Here is a 17228-nt window from a genome sequence, read left to right as displayed (position 1 = left end):
GTCATTTTGTAACGACGGCCTTTAAAATAGGTGTTTTTTGTTTTATCCCAAAAATGGATATCTATAATCCTCTGGGGTCACAAAAGTTTCCTTGATCAATCTAGGGGAAACCCATCTCAGAAGGTTTTGCATAGATCCCGCCTTGTCGTTGGTCCCCGATGCCCTTGCACCGCCAAAAGGTTGTTGCCCTACAACGGCCCCGGTGGGCTTGTCGTTGATGTAAAAATTCCCAGCGGCATTCTGCAAAGCTTTCGTAGCCTCGTCAATAGAGTATCGGTCTCCGGACAGTACAGCTCCAGTTAAGCCATACTCCGATGTTCCATCCACTAACTTTAAAGTCTCGCTCCAATCCTTGTCCTCATAAACGTAAACGGTGACCACGGGGCCAAAGAGTTCGGTGTACATAGTCTCATACTTTGGATTAGTGGTCAAAATCACGGTGGGTTCAATAAAGTATCCTTTGGATTTATCGTAATTGCCCCCGGCGATTACTTCAGCGTCGTCATCTGACTTTGCTTTATCAATATATTTAGCCAATTTATCAAAAGAACCTTCGTGGATCACAGCAGTAATAAAATTACTCATGTCCTCTGGAGAACCTGGTTTATTAAAGGAAGCAATGTCCTTCTTTACCAACTCCAAAATTTCATCGGCAGTGGATTTGGGCAGATATACTCTGGAGGCCGCACTGCATTTTTGCCCTTGGAACTCAAAAGCGCCCCTGCTGATGGCTGTGGCCACCTGTTGGGGTTTTGCTGTTGGGTGGGCAATTATGAAATCCTTTCCGCCCGTTTCGCCAACAATCCTGGGGTATGTTTTGTACTTGTGGATATTGTTTCCGATCTGTTTCCAAAGATTTTTAAAAACATCGGTAGAACCGGTAAAATGTATTCCAGTAAAGTCCGGGCTGTCCAACACCGTGTCCGAAATCATGACCGGGTCTCCGTAAACTACGTTGATCACCCCATCGGGCAGTCCAGCTTCCTTGAGCACATCAACAATCACTTTTGCGGAATAAATTTGGCTGTCGCTTGGTTTCCATACCACCACGTTGCCCATCATAGCGGCACTGGTGGGAAGATTCCCTGCAATGGCCGTGAAGTTGAACGGGGTGATGGCATATACAAAACCTTCCAGCGGACGGTATTCCACGCGATTCCATACTCCTTCGGAAGATTCTGGTTGTTCGCTGTATATCTGGGACATATATTCTACGTTGAAGCGAAGGAAGTCCACAATCTCGCAGGCAGAATCAATCTCGGCTTGATAAATATTTTTGGACTGGGCCAACATGGTGGCAGCGTTCATTTTTTGACGGTAAGGTCCAGCAATTAGTTCGGCTGCCTTTAAAAAAATGGCACAGCGTTGTTCCCAGGTCAAATTGGACCAAGCATCTCTGGCCTCCAAACAATTGGCGATGGCCTTTTCAACGTGTGTTTTCTCGGCAAGGTGATATTGTCCAATTATATGCTTGTGGTCGTGGGGAGGGGACAGGGGCTTGGTATTGCCCGTTTTTATTTCCTCGCTTCCAATGTAAAGTGGAATGTCCACATTATCATTGTAAAATGCGTTATATTGTTTTAGTACTTCTTCTCGTTCAGGTGAACCTGGAGCATAGCTCAGTACAGGTTCGTTATATGCAGTTGGAACTTGAAAAAATCCTTTTCCCATAGAAATGTTTTTTAGAGTTGTACAATTCTATCAAAGGTAATGAAACAGGGACCGAAAATAAAATGATGCCAATTAGTTTATGGCGAAGGGCGCTGCAAACTTAAACGTGGGAATTTCGACCTCGAACTCTTCTGCATTGGTAAAGTTGACCATGCGATAATGGCCGCGCATGGCTCCTACGGGTGATGCCAAGAGGCAACCTGAGCTGTACGTATGCGATTTGCCCGGTTTTATTACTGGTTTTCTGCCAATGACACCTTCTCCGTCAATGGTCTCCATGTCCTTGAGGGCGTCAAATACATCCCAGTGTCTGGCAGTGAGCTGAACAGTGTCCTTGCTTAGGTTCTCTATGGTGATGGTGTAGCCAAACGCATAGTGCACCTTGTAGTTTTTAAAGAAAGTTCCTTCGAAAGAAGTGCGTACCGATATTTTAATTCCTTTGGTTACCTGTGTAAACATAACTATCAATAGGTTAAACCGCTTCCCGCAAACGTGACAATGATCGTAAAAAAGGCCAAGATCATAAATACCGTGTTCAGAAAGATGTATTTTACAATGGTTTTAAATCTTCCTTGTCCGTAAAATTTTCGCATGGCCTTGTATAGGTATATTGCAAAAATCAACAGAAAGATTCCTGAGCTGTTTATATTGAATATGGTATCCAATGTGAGGCTAAGGATGAGCAAGATAAACAAGAGGGACTGATTGTGGAAACTAAAAATAAGATGATCGGTGTAGGTATAATTTTTTCTGATGTAAACCAACCAAATGAAGACTGTGAACACCGGCATAAAGAAAAATATAACGAAAGGAAGTTTGGATATGGTACTATTTACCCAGCTCCCCGGTTCTTTTATTGCCCTTAAAATACTGTTTGCGGAGTTAAATGCCATTCTATTGGTCCAGGTATTGCCTATGTTGTATCTGGTTTCAGCTTCTTCAAAGTTAAAAAGGGTGTCTTTTTTGATCACATGCCCAAAAAACTCTACTTTTTTGGAAAACCCGCCTATGCCCGATTCTTTTTCGAGATCTTTAAAGTATCCCGTTGGGTCGGCGTCCATAAAGGAGTCTTTCTTTTTTACTTTTTGTTGTGCCCCGTTCACAAAAACGCCCAAAGAATCCAAGTATTTTAATTGCTGGGAAAGCTCGGGGTCTTCCGCTTTAATCGAATCAAATTTTTGCATGCCGACCAAAACCCCGGGATTTACCTTTTTTAAGGAATCTAGGGCTTTTTGTGCCTTTCTGGATTGCTTTTCGAGGGCAACACTGTCTACTTCAAGATCTCCGGAGTCCATATCGAATTTAAATGGAGAGCCATCATAAATATTGCCGTCAAAATTTTTGGCTGCTTGGTCCAGATTGGTAAAATTGGAGTTGTAGGTGAACATCAAAAAATAGAGAAAGGCCAAACTCAACAAAAACCGGAAAGGGTTGGTGTAGGTTATCCTTTTGCCATTTACGTAGTCCTTTGTAATTCTTCCTGGTCTGAGTAAAAGGGCAGAAAGTGTTTTTAAAAGTTTGGAATCGTAATTGATGAGGCCCGAGAAAAACTCGTCGATAAAGTCTTTGAGGGTTAATTTCTTGGTACTATTGGCCTGTGAACAATTAGGGCAGTACTTGTCGCTTATGTCAAGCGGGTGCCCACAGTTAAGGCATTTTACGCCCCTAAACTTTAGTTCGTAGCGACCTTTGGTGATCAAACCATCTTTTTTCCCCATACCTTTTTTAAGGATTTAGGGCTAAAGATAATTAATTACTGATATTCCTTGAGTTTACGGACCCTATACCTATTATACTATCGTGCATGTCCCCAAAATCTCTGTAATAAACCAAGATCAGGTAGTTGTTCTCCGTAAAGTGGAAGTTGCCACTCACCAGGTTGGGTTCAATGGTACCATCTTCCCTTTGTACAACATACTTATAGTTGTAAAAGCCCTGTTTCATCATTAAAGTAGCTTCAAATTTTCCAGTGGATTCGTTGAATGTCATTCTGTTCTCATCGCCCAGTGCATAATTGTTGAACTTTCCGATCACATAAACATTATCGAGCCCTATTTGGTTGGTATAGGGCAGGCTAAAATGGACCTTGGAGTATTCGGCCTCTCTGGAAACATCTTCTCCTTGAAGCGTCCTAACCACAAAATCGCCATTAATATCTGGAAAGTAGGTGTATTCTTTGTCGTACCGGTATTCGTTGGTGAACAAATAATGGTGGTACACATCCCTCATTTCAATATTGGATATGGCAAAGCTGGGGGAGCGAAGGTCTTTGGTGTCGAAGTTTAGGTATTCGTTGCCGCCAAAAAAACTGGTTTCCTCGTTGTATTTGTAAACCAGCTCCGTACCAATGGTGAATTGGGGTTTAATGTTGTATAATGCCGTGGGCCAATGATGGTTTTGTATAATGGCTACTTTTACCTCCTTTTTTGGGTTGACCACGTTAAAAGAAGCTGTGTTGATGGTAAACTGTACCACCTGCTTTGTATTGATGAAGTTAAAATCCCGAGATCTTTTTACAGTGCCTGCAACGGAAACGGCATCCCGATATACCACAAACCTTCTGGAGAATTGAAGATCACCATAACTGTTATAGATTTCCAGAACAAAATTGCCACTCACGGTTAATTTAACATTGTTGTTGGGGATAGTGAGCCGGTAATTGGAATAGGGCTGTAGGGTGGTATAGCTGTTTTCGTAGTCAATAATTCGTTGGTTGTCCGCCCCGGATAGGTATTGGGATTTTAGTAATTGGGATGGGGTCCAATCGTAATCACAATGTACAATCTTGTAATAATAATCTTGTTCGTTGGCAGTGAGGTCATCAAACTCCAAAGTCATTGATTCTCCGAGTTGTATCACAGGAAATTGATCTTCGGTAGGACCTTTAAAAACCACTGATTTTATGTTTTCCGGTGGATTTACTTCAACCATAACTTGTCCAAAAGCCGGAGTGGCCGCCAAACCTAAAAGAGTCAATATAAAGGTAAAACGCATCAAGGGCATAATTTTAGGGTAAAGGTAAACAAAAAGTATGCCTGGGGAATTAAGCTCGGCATAAACCCAATTTTATGGTTAATTATTATGAAAACAATCCTTTTAGTGCTAAATTTGCGTCCGATTTTGATAACAAAAGGTCTACAACAATATGTCTAAAGACATCCGGATTAGAAAGGGGTTGAATATCAACCTCGTCGGGGCGGCAGAGCAGACTATTTCCAAAGCTGTTACCAGTAACGTATACGCCCTAAACCTAGATGATTTCCACGGAATCACTCCAAAAATGTTGATAAAACAAGGGGAAGAGATAAAAGCGGGCGAACCCCTCTTTTATAACAAGAACAACGAAGACATGCACTTTGTTTCCCCGGTAAGCGGAGAGCTAGTGGAAATTGTTAGGGGGGCAAGAAGAAGAATCTTAACATTAAAGATCCTTGCTGACAAAGAACAAAATTATGTTATAAATAAGGTGCCGGATTTGGATACGGCAAATGGTGAGGCCATTAAATCCTATCTTTTACAGTGTGGAGGATGGCCGTTCATAAAACAAAGACCTTATGATGTGATTGCCGACCCAAGCGCAACGCCGAAAGCGATATTTGTTTCGGCATACGCTACGGCGCCCTTGGCAGCAGACCCTGACTTTATCCTAAAGGATAAAGAACAGGAGATTCAAGCAGCGATAATGGGTCTTAGCAAGCTTACACCGGGTAAAATCCATGTATCTATCGGAAAATCGAGCAGATCGCCTTTCAATGATATTAAAGGAATAGAACTGCACAAAATCTCCGGCCCCCATCCAGCAGGCTTGGTGGGTACGCAAATCAATAAGATTGACCCCGTAAACAAAGGTGAAGTGGTCTGGACGTTGTCTCCACAGGACCTTGTAATGTTGGGTGAGCTGTTGTTGACCGGTAAGTTCAATGCGGAGCGTATTGTGGCATTGGCTGGATCTGTTATTAAGGAGCCAAAGTACTATAAGACCAAAATTGGAGCTGAAATCTCTACTTTTTTATATGCAAGTGGTGTAAAGGAAGATAGGTTTAGGTTGATAAACGGTGATGTGCTTACAGGTACTAAAACCAGTACCGAGGGACATCTTGGCTTTTACAATAATACGGTTACTGCGATTCCAGAAGGGGACGATTACGAATTTTTTGGGTGGAACAAACCAGTATTCAATAAAATTTCGTCTACAAGGGCATTGACCTTTTCTTGGCTGCAGCCCAACAAGAAATACGATTTGGATACCAATACCAATGGAGAGCACAGGGCTTTTGTGGTAACAGGTAGGTACGAAGAGGTTTTTCCTCTGGACATATACCCACTTCAACTTTTGAAGGCCTGTATGGTAAAAGATTTGGATGAAATGGAGCAATTGGGACTTTACGAAGTGGCTCCCGAGGATTTCTCCTTGACAGAATTCATATGCATATCAAAACAACCGCACCAACAAATAATCAGGGAAGGATTGGATTTGTTGCAAAAAGAACTTGGATAATATGGGCATGAAAGAAAAATTACATCAGTTAAAACTTAAGTATCAGGGTAAAAAAATGGCCCCTGCCTTTAATGCACTGCATACTTTTCTTTACACACCGAACGAAACAACCCATTCTGGGTCGCATGTTCGGGCTGCAGACGATTTAAAACGTACCATGAACACCGTGATCATGGCCTTGGTACCTTGCTTGCTTTTTGGAATGTTCAATGCAGGATATCAACACTATTCCGCGATCAATGGTTTTCCAGAGAACTTTGATCTGTTCGAGCACTTTTTAACATGGGATAACTTTTTGGTAGGGATCACCACCATTTTACCTTTGGTAATTGTGTCCTACGGTGTAGGTTTGGCCATTGAATTTTTGTTCGCCGTAATCAAGGGACATGAAGTGGAAGAAGGATATTTGGTAACAGGTATGTTGGTTCCATTGATCGTACCTGTAGATACCCCACTTTGGATGTTGACCATCGCCGTGGCCTTTGGTGTTGTTATCGGTAAAGAGGTTTTTGGTGGTACCGGAATGAATATATTGAACCCTGCACTGACCATACGTGCATTTTTGTTCTTCGCCTATCCAACATGGATGAGTGGAGATAAAGTATGGGTTCACGAAGCTGTGGAAAGAGCTGGAACTGCAGATGCTATTTCAGGAGAAACTATCCTTGGCTCATTGGCCCAAGGTTCGGACTATAGTTATTCATTGGCCGATATGTTCTACGGATTTATCCCTGGCTCGGTTGGGGAAACATCGACCTTGTTGATTATATTGGGTGGCCTTTTCTTGGTTTTCTCCAAAATAGCCTCATGGCGTATCATGTTGAGTGCCGTGTTGGGTTCCTTGGCCATGGGATTGATTTTTAATGGAATTGTTGAATATCAATTGATTCCTGAATACAGTAAATTCTATACCTTAATGAGTTTCCCTTACTGGCAACATTTGTTGGTAGGAGGTTTGGCCTTTGGTATCGTATTTATGGCAACCGACCCTGTTACGGGCGCTCAGACCAATAAAGGAAAATGGTACTACGGATTCTTTATCGGATTCCTGTCCGTAATGATCCGGGTGTTCAACCCAGGATACCCAGAAGGTGTATTCTTGGCCATCTTGTTGATGAACGTATTCGCACCTACCATTGATCACTATGTGGTAAGAGGCAACATTAAAAAGAGATTGAAACGATTTAAGACAGCAACCATATATCCAAAAGCATCGGATGAGGTTGATTCATTAAAAACGGAAACAGCTTAATTATGGCAATCAATACAGAAAAAAATAGCTACACTGTAATCTTTGCAGTCTTAATGGTTATTGTTGTGGGATCGCTACTAGCTTTTGTTGCATCTGGCCTTAAACCAAGGATTGATGAGAACGAGCGCTTCGAAAAGCAACAAAACATCCTATATGCCATGGGAGTTAATCAAAATGAGGGAGATGGAGATGTTTCCTTTGTGCCAACAACTACAGTTGAAGAGCAATTTTCCAAATTCATAACTTCCCAATTGGTATTGGAAGGTTCCGAAGCAGTGGAAAAAGAGAATGCCTACCTAATCGATGTACAGAAAGAAATAGCTAAAGCCAAAAATGGGGAGAAGGCGGAACTTCCTTTGTTGATCGGTGAAAAAGACGGGGAAAAATTCTATATTATCCCTATGTACGGTAAAGGACTTTGGGACGCGATTTGGGGATATATTTCCTTGGATGAGAATATGGAAATAAAAGGAGTCTTTTTTGATCATAAGGGAGAAACTCCTGGACTGGGTTCTAACATTAACCAACGCTTTTTTATGGACGACTTCAAGGGAGAATCTGTAATGGATGGCAATACCTATGCAGGAGTTAACGTAGCAAAAGGGAATAACGATCCTTTGAACAACGATAAAGAAGATAACGCAGTAGATGCTTTGGCCGGTGCTACCATTACGGGTAATGGGGTAACCGCAATGATCAAAGAGAGCCTGAAGCTTTACAAACCTTATTTACAAACTATTAGATCCAATTAATATGGCGCTACTATCAAAAAAAGATGCAAATCTGATAAAAGACCCGTTAGCGGACAACAACCCTATCACTATTCAGGTGTTGGGTATCTGTTCCGCCTTGGCAATTACTGCGGAGCTAAAAGCTTCGGTGGTAATGGCAATATCCGTATTGTTTGTAATGGGAGTAGGTAATGTGGTAATTTCGCTCATACGAAATATTATTCCATCAAAAATTAGGATCATTGTACAGTTGGTCGTGGTTGCCGCCTTGGTAATCATTGTGGATCAAGTATTAAAGGCTTTTGCCTACGACCTAAGTAAAACCCTATCAGTATTTATTGGACTTATTATCACTAACTGTATCATTATGGGACGTTTTGAGGCATTTGCACTAGGAAACGGCCCCCGCAGAGCTTTTCTTGATGGAATAGGAAACGCGCTGGGATATGGATTAATTCTGGTCATAGTAGGTTTCTTTAGGGAGCTATTGGGGTCGGGAACCCTGTTCGGTATAAAAGTATTGGGAGACCCCATCGCAAAAACTGGATTGTACTCTATTGGCTACGAAAACAATGGATTTATGATCATACCGCCCGCGGCATTGATTGTAGTGGGAGTCATTATTTGGGTGCAACGCTCCAGAAATAGAGCATTAATTGAAGAAGCATAAACTAAGGAAGCATGTTAGAGCATTTAGAACTATTTTTTAGATCAATCTTCGTAGACAATATGGTGTTTGCGGTCTTTTTGGGAATGTGTTCCTACTTGGCCGTATCCAAAAAGGTTTCTACAGCTGTAGGATTGGGAGCTGCCGTAATATTCGTATTGGGCGTTACCGTGCCCTTAAACTGGTTGTTGGATAAATATTTGCTGCAAGATGGAGCCTTGGTTTGGTTAGGCCCGGAATACGCCGATTACGACCTTAGTTTCCTATCGTTCATTCTATTTATTGCAACCATTGCCACAATGGTGCAGTTGGTGGAGATCGTGGTAGAGAAATTTTCGCCATCACTATACAACTCCTTGGGTATTTTCTTGCCTTTGATTGCGGTAAACTGTGCCATCTTGGGTGGTTCCTTGTTTATGCAGACAAGGGATATCCCAAATATTGGGTTGGCCTTGAATTACGGGGTAAGTTCAGGAATTGGATGGTTCCTAGCTATTTTGACCATTGCAGCCATTCGCGAAAAGATTAGATATTCCAACGTGCCCGCACCACTACGTGGCTTGGGAATCACTTTTATAATCACAGGTTTAATGGGAATCGGTTTCCAAAGCTTTGGAGGTATGCTCACAGGAGACAACGAACCACCAGAGGAAACCCAAAACACAACCGTTGAGGCCCAAGAAGCCCAAGAAGAAAAAGAAATTAAAAAAGAGATTGAGGACAAGGAAAAAGCAGTCTCTTATAACGAAGCCATAAACAGATAGAAGATGATATTAGCCGCAAGTACCGGGGGTACTATTCTAATTACCGTAGTAGCATTTCTTGTTTTGTTGTTAGTCTTAGTGGCACTATTGCTGTTCACTAAGGAGAAACTATCCCCATCCGGTCCTGTAACGATTACCATTAATGGTGAAAAAGAGTTGGAAGTAGGCTCGGGAGGCTCCCTGTTGTCTACCCTGGGTAACCAAAAAATATTTTTGCCATCCGCTTGTGGTGGAGGTGGAACCTGTATTCAGTGCGAATGCCACGTACTTTCAGGTGGGGGTGAAGCATTGCCTACCGAGACGCCACACTTTTCCAAAAAAGAGTTGAGCGAGGGCGCTCGTTTGGCCTGCCAGGTTAAGGTAAAGCAGGATATGGAAATTACCATTCCCGAGGAGGTGTTCGGTATTAAAAAATGGAATGCCAAAGTGGTGCGTAACTATAACGTGGCCTCTTTCATCAAGGAATTTGTAGTTGAGATTCCAGAGGAAATGAACTACAAAGCAGGAGGATACATCCAGATTGAGATTCCGCCTTGCGAAGTAAAATATTCCGATATCGATATTACAGCTCACCCAGAAGAGCACGAAACTCCGGACAAATTTCAAGCGGAGTGGGATAAGTTCAACCTATGGCCATTGGTCATGAAAAATCCCGAAACCGAAGAAAGAGCCTATTCCATGGCTTCTTACCCTGCAGAGGGAAGGGAAATTATGTTGAATGTCCGTATCGCGACCCCACCATGGGATCGTTCCAAAAACGGATGGATGGACGTAAATCCAGGTATTGCCTCTTCTTATATTTTTAGTTTGAAAAAAGGCGACCCCGTGACCATTTCAGGGCCATTTGGTGAGTTCTTTATCAATGAATCCGATGCCGAAATGCTTTACGTGGGAGGTGGTGCCGGAATGGCTCCAATGCGTTCGCACTTGTACCACTTGTTCAAAACTTTGAAAACCGATAGAAAAGTGACCTATTGGTATGGTGGACGTTCCAAAAGGGAGTTGTTCTACATCGACCATTTTAAGCAATTGGAAAAAGAATTCCCCAACTTCAAGTTTTACATGGCGCTTTCAGAACCATTGGAAGAGGACAATTGGAAGGTGAAGAAAGACATCAATGATGAAGAAGGAGATGGTTTTGTCGGGTTTATTCACAACTGTGTTATCGATAACTATTTAAACCATCATGAAACGCCAGAGGATATAGAACTATATTTCTGTGGACCACCTTTGATGAACAAAGCCGTTCAGAAAATGGGAGAGGATTTTGGTATTCCGGATGAGAATATCAGGTTCGACGACTTTGGTGGATAGAACCAAAAATTGATTATCACCTCGAGCATTGTCGAGAGGTATGAATAAAACCAAACCGATGCTCGTGCATCGGTTTTTTTGTTAGCTATGGGAAGAGAATTAACAGAACAGGAACTGCATAATTTGGCCATGAACATTGTAGGGCGTGAGCTGGAGGCCGATGGTTTTGAATTTATGGCCATTAACAGCAAGCTCAAAAAGAATCCACAGTATGTATGCCTAAAAGAAAAAGTGCTGCATTTTATAGTGGTTAGGAATGTGGAATTCCCCCTAAACCCAAGGGAGTACGATGAAGAATTGATGCTTACCGTAAAGAATCACGCTGAGAAATTCGAGGCCAGAACCTATTTTGCAGGTGTTGGACTCTCTAATGCATCAGATAGGACAGAACCCCTTTACTTGGATGAAGAATATGTAGTGGACTATCAAGGTTTAATTGAAATATAAATGAAGTATAAAGTATTGTTTTTAGGATTGGTCGTACTTTTTTTAAACTGTACGCCAAAGGAACACGTCAAAAACCAGAATTGGGGCAATGCATTGGGCACCACCTATTCCATTATTTACATTGCTGATGAGGAATTGGACTATCAACAGGAGATAGATTCCGTTTTTCAAGTGCTGAACCAATCCATGTCCACCTATATTCCCTCATCCGATATTTCCAAGATCAATGCGGGGGACTCCACTATTGTTGTGGATGATATGTTCAAAGAGGTATTTGAAGTTTCAAGTAAGGTTCACAAAGCTTCAAACGGCTATTTTGACCCCACTGTGGGTGTTTTGGCCAATGCATGGGGATTTGGTCCGGGTGAGCAATTAGAGCTCGATAGCTTGCGTGTGGATAGCTTATTGGGTTACGTAGGATGGGAAAAGGTAAAGATGAACGCGGATAATACCATTACAAAGGCCCATCCGTCTATCCGTTTTGATTTTAATGCCGTTGCCAAAGGGTATGCCATAGACCGGTTGGGAGCCATGCTGGATGAAAAGGGCATCAAAAACTATTTGGTGGAAGTTGGAGGAGAGGTCCTCGCCAAGGGAACCAACCTAGATTCGGGCAAACAATGGTCCGTTGGTATAGATGATCCACAGGCGGAAACCGGTCGTCAGTTAAAACAAATTGTTTCCTTGAAAGATGTAGCGATGGCCTCATCTGGTAATTACCGAAAGTTTCGGGTAGATCCTGAAACAGGGAAGAAGTATGTGCATACCATCAACCCAAAAACAGGATATACCAAAAATTCCAATGTGCTGGCCACAAGTGTTGTGGCAAAAACTTGTGCTGTTGCCGATGCGTTTGCCACTACCTTTATGGCGATGGATTTGGAAGATTCCAAACAAGTGCTTGAAAATCATGAGGAGTTGGAAGCCTACATCATCTATTTGGATGAAAATGGGGAGACACAGGAATTTTTTACGCCGGGTTTTGGGGCCTTAATCAAGAAGTGATCATTTTTTGACCACTGGAATAATTTCACCTTTCGCCAATCTGTACTTTTCAACCATTTCCTTTGAAAGCTTTTTTGTATAATCCACCTCTTCAACTACAAATCCAATACTGCGAAGCTTGTCAAAATAATCTCGTCCGTATATCCGTACATGATCATACTGACCAAAAATACGGGCACGCTCCTTTTTGTCGGTAATGGAATCATCCTCAAAAGTTTTTTCACGATCTAAGTCTTGCGGAATTTGAAATATGCCCCATCCGCCTGGTTTCATTACACGATAGAGCTCTTGCATGGCCTTGGTGTGATTGGGAATATGTTCCAAAACGTGGTTGCATAGGATTACATCAAAAGAATCATCTTGAAAGGGTAGGTTGCAGATATCCGCTTTCACATCCGCCAAAGGCGAATTGAGGTCAGTGGTGGTGTAATCCAAATTATCCAGTTTTTTAAAGCGTTTGTAAAAGGCTTGTTCCGGGGCAAAGTGAAGCAGCTTTAGTGGTTTCGTGAAGAAATCTGTTTCGTTTTTCAGGTACAGCCATAGTAATCGATGCCTTTCCAGCGATAGGGTAGAAGGGGAAAGTACATTTTCTCTCGGGTTCTCATAACCATAAGGCAAAAATTTCCTGAATGATTTGCCGTCAATCGGGTCGGTATATGTGTTTCCCTTTAGGGAAAAGGCAATCAATGGGCGTACCCAATAGCTTAATCGGATAAGTAAGGGTCTGGGAATTAGATTAAGGAAGTATTTAAATAGTTTTGACACGAATTACATGAGTTTTCTCTAAAACTTATAAAGGCACATTATTTGTGGGTAGCATTGAATTTGAAATCCTGAAAATTAAGGTGAATTATATTATCTAGACACGAATCGCACAAATTTTCACTGATCTAATCATAATACTACTCTTTTATAGGTAAAACTATCTTCTCCAAAGTCTGCTTCACATGGCACCGCTTCACTGAATCCTTTGCTGAGCTCATTATGGATAAGGATACATAGACCAATAACAAAGTAGGGCTCATTTTAATATAGGATTTGGGACATCTATTTTCGGGAAATAAGTGCAATTAGTGTCAAAGATATTTGTATGCATCTGACACGAATCGCACAAATTTTCACTGATCTAATCATAATACTACTCTTTTATAGGTAAAACTATCTTCTCCAAAATTTACAATTAGACCTAACTTCATTTTTGATGCTGCCAAATAGTTTAAAGTTTGTTTTATATGATTACTGCTAATTTTTTCTACTGCTTTAAGTTCTAAAATGATTTTATCATCCACTACAAAATCAGCATAGTAGTGATGCCTTAACTTTTTGCCTTTGTAAATGATATCGAATTTAGCTTCCTTTTGATATGGAACCCCATTGGATTTTAATTCAATTTCAAGAGCATCGCTATAAACTGCTTCGTTGAATCCTCTACCAAGTTCGTTATGAATATCCATGCATAAACCGATGATAAAGTAAGACTCATTTTTATAAATGATTTGGGACATTTATTTGAGTAATTGGTGAAATTCGTGTCAATATAAAGATTGTTGAACACTAAAGCACCAATTTCTTACTACGGAATTCTTCCTCTTCATCGCTGGTAATGCCCAGGGCATCATAAATATATTGATAGGTGGATAGCAGTTCAGGTTTACCATCCACTAGGGCGACATCGTGCTCAAAGTGTGCACTTGGTTTGCCATCGGCAGTAAGTATGGTCCAACCATCCTTTAATTGTTTTATGCGTTTTGTACCCATATTGATCATAGGTTCTATAGCGACAACCATACCGTTGACAAACTTTTTGCCACGACCTCTTTTACCATAGTTGGGCATTTGTGGGTCTTCGTGGAGTTCCCGTCCCAAACCATGGCCTACCAATTCACGTACCACACCGTACCCATGGTCTTCACAGTATTTTTGAATGGCATAGCCAACATCACCTACGCGGTTACCCAGTTTAAACTCCCTTATGCCTATGTAAAGCGATTCTTTGGTGACTTTGAGCAGTTTTTTGGTTTCTTCCGCAACTTCACCCACTTCAAAAGTATAGGCATGGTCTCCGTGGAAACCATTTTTAACGGCTCCACAATCCACGGAAACAATGTCGCCTTCCTTTAAGGGTTCAGTACCCGGTATGCCATGCACCACTTGGGCATTTGGACTCCAGTTTAAGGTGTTTGGAAAGTCGTACATGCCCAAAAAGCCAGGTACGGCTCCCTGTTCCCGAATAAATTCTTCAGCCATTTTATCCAGTTTTAATGGATTGGCACCGGGCTTTATTTCCTTGGCCAATAGGCCCAAAGTTTTGGATACTACCAAAGCACTCTCGCGCATCAACTCAATTTCTTCAGCTGTTTTTACTTGAATCATAGCCGCAAAGATAAATTGATTCTGGGGATTTTAAGGAATGTTTGTCTACACCAATGGTTTTTGGGTCATTAATTCTGGTTGTGGAACGCCTAATAATTTAAGAATGGTAGGAGCGATATCGCCTAAAACGCCACTTTTCACCTCTTTTACATCCTTGTCCACCAAAATAAGTGGAACTGGGTTCGTGGTGTGTGCTGTGTTGGGGCTACCATCTGGGTTTATCATGGTGTCGCAGTTTCCATGATCCGCAATTACAATGGTGGAATAGCCGTTTTCCAAGCCAGCGGTTATCACATCTTTGGCACATTGGTCAACGGTTTCACAGGCTTTTATGGCGGCCTCCATAACTCCGGTGTGCCCAACCATATCCGGATTGGCAAAGTTGAGGCATACAAAGTCCGCTTCTCCTTTCTTTAATTCAGGGATAATGGCATCGCGAATGTCGTAAGCGCTCATTTCGGGTTGAAGGTCGTAGGTAGCTACTTTGGGGGAAGGGCAAAGAATACGCTCTTCACCATCAAAAGGCTCTTCACGCCCTCCGTTGAAGAAAAAGGTAACGTGTGGATACTTTTCGGTTTCGGCAATACGGATTTGCTTCTTGCCATTTTTGGCAAGGGTCTCGCCCAAGGTATCTTTTATGTTCTCTTTGTTGAATATGATTTTGATTCCTTTGAATGAATCATCGTAATTCGTCATGGTAACATAGTACAGATCCATTTTGTGCATGTTCTGTTCATGGAAATCCTGTTGACTCAAAGCTTGCGTCAGCTCACGGCCACGGTCTGTCCTAAAATTGAAGAAGATGATTACATCCCCATCTTGGATTTTGGCAAGGGGCTCATTATTGGCATCGGTCAAAACCAACGGTTTAATGAATTCATCCGTAACACCGTTATCATAACTTTTTTGCATGGCCTCGCCAATATGCTGTGTTTTTTCCCCTGCTGCATTTACAACTACATCATAAGCCATTTTTACTCGCTCCCATCTTTTGTCACGGTCCATGGCGTAATACCTACCAATAACTGTGGCCAATTGGGTCTTTTTGTCGGAGCAGTAATTATCAAGATCCACCAAAAAGCCTTTACCACTTTTTGGGTCTACATCCCGACCATCGGTAAAAGCGTGTACAAAAGCGTTTTCCACGCCGCTTTCGTCGGCAGCTTTGATCAAGGCCTTTAGGTGGTCGATGTGGCTATGCACCCCGCCATCGCTCACCAAGCCTAAAAAGTGGACCGGTTTATTGTTGGCTTTGGCATATTCAAAAGCATCTTGGAGTACTTTTTCTTTTTTTAAGGTATCTTCTTTTACGGCTTTGTTGATCTTGGCCAAATCTTGGTACACGATTCTTCCCGCGCCAAGGTTCATGTGTCCTACCTCACTGTTTCCCATCTGTCCCTCGGGTAGGCCAACGTTCATTCCGTCAGTATGCAGATCCGCATTGGGGTATTTTGTGTATAGTGAATCAATAAATGGAGTGTTGGCTTTTTCAATTGCCGAAACTTTTGGATCTGGAGATTTTCCCCAACCATCCAAAATCATTAGAATAACCTTTTTGTTCATAGTGAAAAATTGAATTACAAAAATAAAATGATCTGCTTGGATGCCCTAGTTTTTTGCTAAAATTCTAATTATGAACTTGTTAATAATTTTATGTTAAAAATGAAGAATTGTTAAAATTTAGTTATTTAACTGTTAATCGTGTAACATCCAAGCTTGGCGAGAGTCTATTTTTATAACAAGTAAATTCATTAATCAAAAACAATTCATCATGAAAAAAACAATTTTCACAGTGGCTGCATTTTCAATGTTGGCCCTAAGCGGCGTTTCTGCCAACGAACTCAAAACAAACGATTTTGGAACCTCCGTTGAAATGGTAAACCCGGATGAGCTCAGCAGTTTTTGCAAGGCTGTAATGCAGGGCGATGTTGAGACGGTTAAAAAATTCATTGAACTTGGAGAGGATGTCAACCAAAAATCCTTGGGCAAAGCCCCTATCCATTATGCGGCCCGTTACAACAAAGTTGAAGTTTTAAAAGTGCTCATTGCAAATGGCGCAGACCTTAAAAAACGATGTGACGGTGGTATGACCGCCATGAAATATGCCAAATTGTCCAACGCCACCGAAGCACAGGCCGTGTTGGAAGCTGCTATGAAAAAATAGAAAAGGGGTTTATTCCAATGAAAAAGGGCGCATCCAATGGATGGGCCCTTTGTTCATTTCATATATTAGTGTTCTTGCAAAAGAGTGTGGCCCTCTTGACTTAAAATTCAAACCCGGTAAAAGCTCGGTACAAAAATGCATATAGGGCCATAACCAGCATGACCGCGCAAAATATAGAATACCCTTTTAAAAAGAGCACTACAAAGCTAGGTTTGCAATCGTCAAATGCCTCTAAATAGAGGTCTTTAAAATGTAATAGTGTTCCCATATGTTCTCTCTTTTTATTCCATAACAAAAAGATTAAGAGAAACTTAGTAGGATTTGGGCTGTTTACCCAAAGGT

Annotated in this window: 18 protein-coding genes; 9 read left to right on the top strand and 9 right to left on the bottom strand. The window is 41.7% G+C overall.

Features of this window, described 5'->3' with window-relative positions; translation table 11 throughout:
- Nucleotides 1–42 precede the first annotated feature (42 nt).
- The 4 genes from pruA to GO009_RS05175 all read right to left on the bottom strand — a co-directional run bounded on the left by pruA (nt 43) and on the right by GO009_RS05175 (nt 4665).
- A complete protein-coding gene (gene pruA, locus GO009_RS05190; protein WP_163625160.1) occupies nt 43–1671 on the bottom strand; it encodes an L-glutamate gamma-semialdehyde dehydrogenase in 1629 nt (542 codons plus the stop codon).
- A gap of 72 nt (nt 1672–1743) precedes the next feature.
- Nucleotides 1744–2130: a Co2+/Mg2+ efflux protein ApaG gene (gene apaG / locus GO009_RS05185; protein ID WP_014033374.1), complete on the bottom strand. Its 387-nt coding sequence runs from the start codon at nt 2128–2130 to the stop codon at nt 1744–1746.
- A 5-nt stretch (nt 2131–2135) separates the two neighbouring features.
- Nucleotides 2136–3389, bottom strand: coding sequence for a DUF3667 domain-containing protein (locus GO009_RS05180; protein ID WP_163625159.1), 1254 nt, complete (start codon nt 3387–3389; stop codon nt 2136–2138).
- Nucleotides 3390–3420: 31 nt separating this feature from the next.
- A complete protein-coding gene (locus GO009_RS05175; RefSeq protein ID WP_163625158.1) occupies nt 3421–4665 on the bottom strand; it encodes a DUF5103 domain-containing protein in 1245 nt (414 codons plus the stop codon).
- Nucleotides 4666–4816: 151 nt separating this feature from the next.
- Here GO009_RS05175 and GO009_RS05170 point away from each other — a divergent pair, with 151 nt between their 5' ends.
- The 8 genes from GO009_RS05170 to GO009_RS05135 all read left to right on the top strand — a co-directional run bounded on the left by GO009_RS05170 (nt 4817) and on the right by GO009_RS05135 (nt 12349).
- Complete coding sequence (locus tag GO009_RS05170; RefSeq protein WP_163625157.1) at nt 4817–6169, top strand: Na(+)-translocating NADH-quinone reductase subunit A; 1353 nt, start codon at nt 4817–4819, stop codon at nt 6167–6169.
- Between the two features lies 1 nt (nt 6170).
- A complete protein-coding gene (locus tag GO009_RS05165; protein WP_163625156.1) occupies nt 6171–7421 on the top strand; it encodes an NADH:ubiquinone reductase (Na(+)-transporting) subunit B in 1251 nt (416 codons plus the stop codon).
- 2 nt (nt 7422–7423) lie between these two features.
- The gene (locus GO009_RS05160) at nt 7424–8173 is read left to right on the top strand and encodes a Na(+)-translocating NADH-quinone reductase subunit C (protein WP_163625155.1); all 750 of its coding nucleotides are present in this window, start codon (nt 7424–7426) and stop codon (nt 8171–8173) included.
- 1 nt (nt 8174) lies between these two features.
- Nucleotides 8175–8822, top strand: coding sequence for an NADH:ubiquinone reductase (Na(+)-transporting) subunit D (locus GO009_RS05155; protein ID WP_163625154.1), 648 nt, complete (start codon nt 8175–8177; stop codon nt 8820–8822).
- An 11-nt stretch (nt 8823–8833) separates the two neighbouring features.
- Nucleotides 8834–9583, top strand: coding sequence for an NADH:ubiquinone reductase (Na(+)-transporting) subunit E (nqrE, locus tag GO009_RS05150; RefSeq protein ID WP_163625153.1), 750 nt, complete (start codon nt 8834–8836; stop codon nt 9581–9583).
- A gap of 3 nt (nt 9584–9586) precedes the next feature.
- Complete coding sequence (nqrF, locus tag GO009_RS05145) at nt 9587–10897, top strand: NADH:ubiquinone reductase (Na(+)-transporting) subunit F (RefSeq protein WP_163625152.1); 1311 nt, start codon at nt 9587–9589, stop codon at nt 10895–10897.
- Between the two features lie 87 nt (nt 10898–10984).
- Nucleotides 10985–11344 carry a Na(+)-translocating NADH-quinone reductase subunit F gene (locus GO009_RS05140; protein ID WP_163625151.1) on the top strand — a complete coding sequence of 120 codons (360 nt, stop codon included), beginning with the start codon at nt 10985–10987 and terminating at the stop codon, nt 11342–11344.
- Nucleotides 11345–12349 carry an FAD:protein FMN transferase gene (locus tag GO009_RS05135; protein WP_163625150.1) on the top strand — a complete coding sequence of 335 codons (1005 nt, stop codon included), beginning with the start codon at nt 11345–11347 and terminating at the stop codon, nt 12347–12349.
- Here the strand turns inward: GO009_RS05135 and GO009_RS05130 are convergent, their stop codons facing one another.
- The 4 genes from GO009_RS05130 to gpmI form a co-directional block, all read right to left on the bottom strand.
- Nucleotides 12350–13114: a class I SAM-dependent methyltransferase gene (locus GO009_RS05130; protein WP_163625149.1), complete on the bottom strand. Its 765-nt coding sequence runs from the start codon at nt 13112–13114 to the stop codon at nt 12350–12352.
- 365 nt (nt 13115–13479) lie between these two features.
- Complete coding sequence (locus GO009_RS05125; protein ID WP_163625148.1) at nt 13480–13854, bottom strand: GxxExxY protein; 375 nt, start codon at nt 13852–13854, stop codon at nt 13480–13482.
- A 49-nt stretch (nt 13855–13903) separates the two neighbouring features.
- Complete coding sequence (gene map / locus GO009_RS05120) at nt 13904–14722, bottom strand: type I methionyl aminopeptidase (protein ID WP_163625147.1); 819 nt, start codon at nt 14720–14722, stop codon at nt 13904–13906.
- A 45-nt stretch (nt 14723–14767) separates the two neighbouring features.
- Complete coding sequence (gpmI, locus tag GO009_RS05115) at nt 14768–16285, bottom strand: 2,3-bisphosphoglycerate-independent phosphoglycerate mutase (RefSeq protein WP_163625146.1); 1518 nt, start codon at nt 16283–16285, stop codon at nt 14768–14770.
- A gap of 208 nt (nt 16286–16493) precedes the next feature.
- On the opposite strand from gpmI, the gene GO009_RS05110 reads away from it, so the two are divergent.
- Nucleotides 16494–16886: an ankyrin repeat domain-containing protein gene (locus GO009_RS05110; protein WP_163625145.1), complete on the top strand. Its 393-nt coding sequence runs from the start codon at nt 16494–16496 to the stop codon at nt 16884–16886.
- A gap of 100 nt (nt 16887–16986) precedes the next feature.
- On the opposite strand, the gene GO009_RS17500 is transcribed toward GO009_RS05110, so the two are convergent.
- The gene (locus tag GO009_RS17500; RefSeq protein WP_014033389.1) at nt 16987–17154 is read right to left on the bottom strand and encodes a DUF6747 family protein; all 168 of its coding nucleotides are present in this window, start codon (nt 17152–17154) and stop codon (nt 16987–16989) included.
- Nucleotides 17155–17228: the final 74 nt, after the last annotated feature.

This window comes from Allomuricauda sp. TY007 (assembly GCF_010468565.1).
GTDB lineage: Bacteria > Bacteroidota > Bacteroidia > Flavobacteriales > Flavobacteriaceae > Flagellimonas.
Note: the sequence above shows the minus strand (reverse complement) of the source record. Positions and strands in the feature narration are given on the sequence as shown.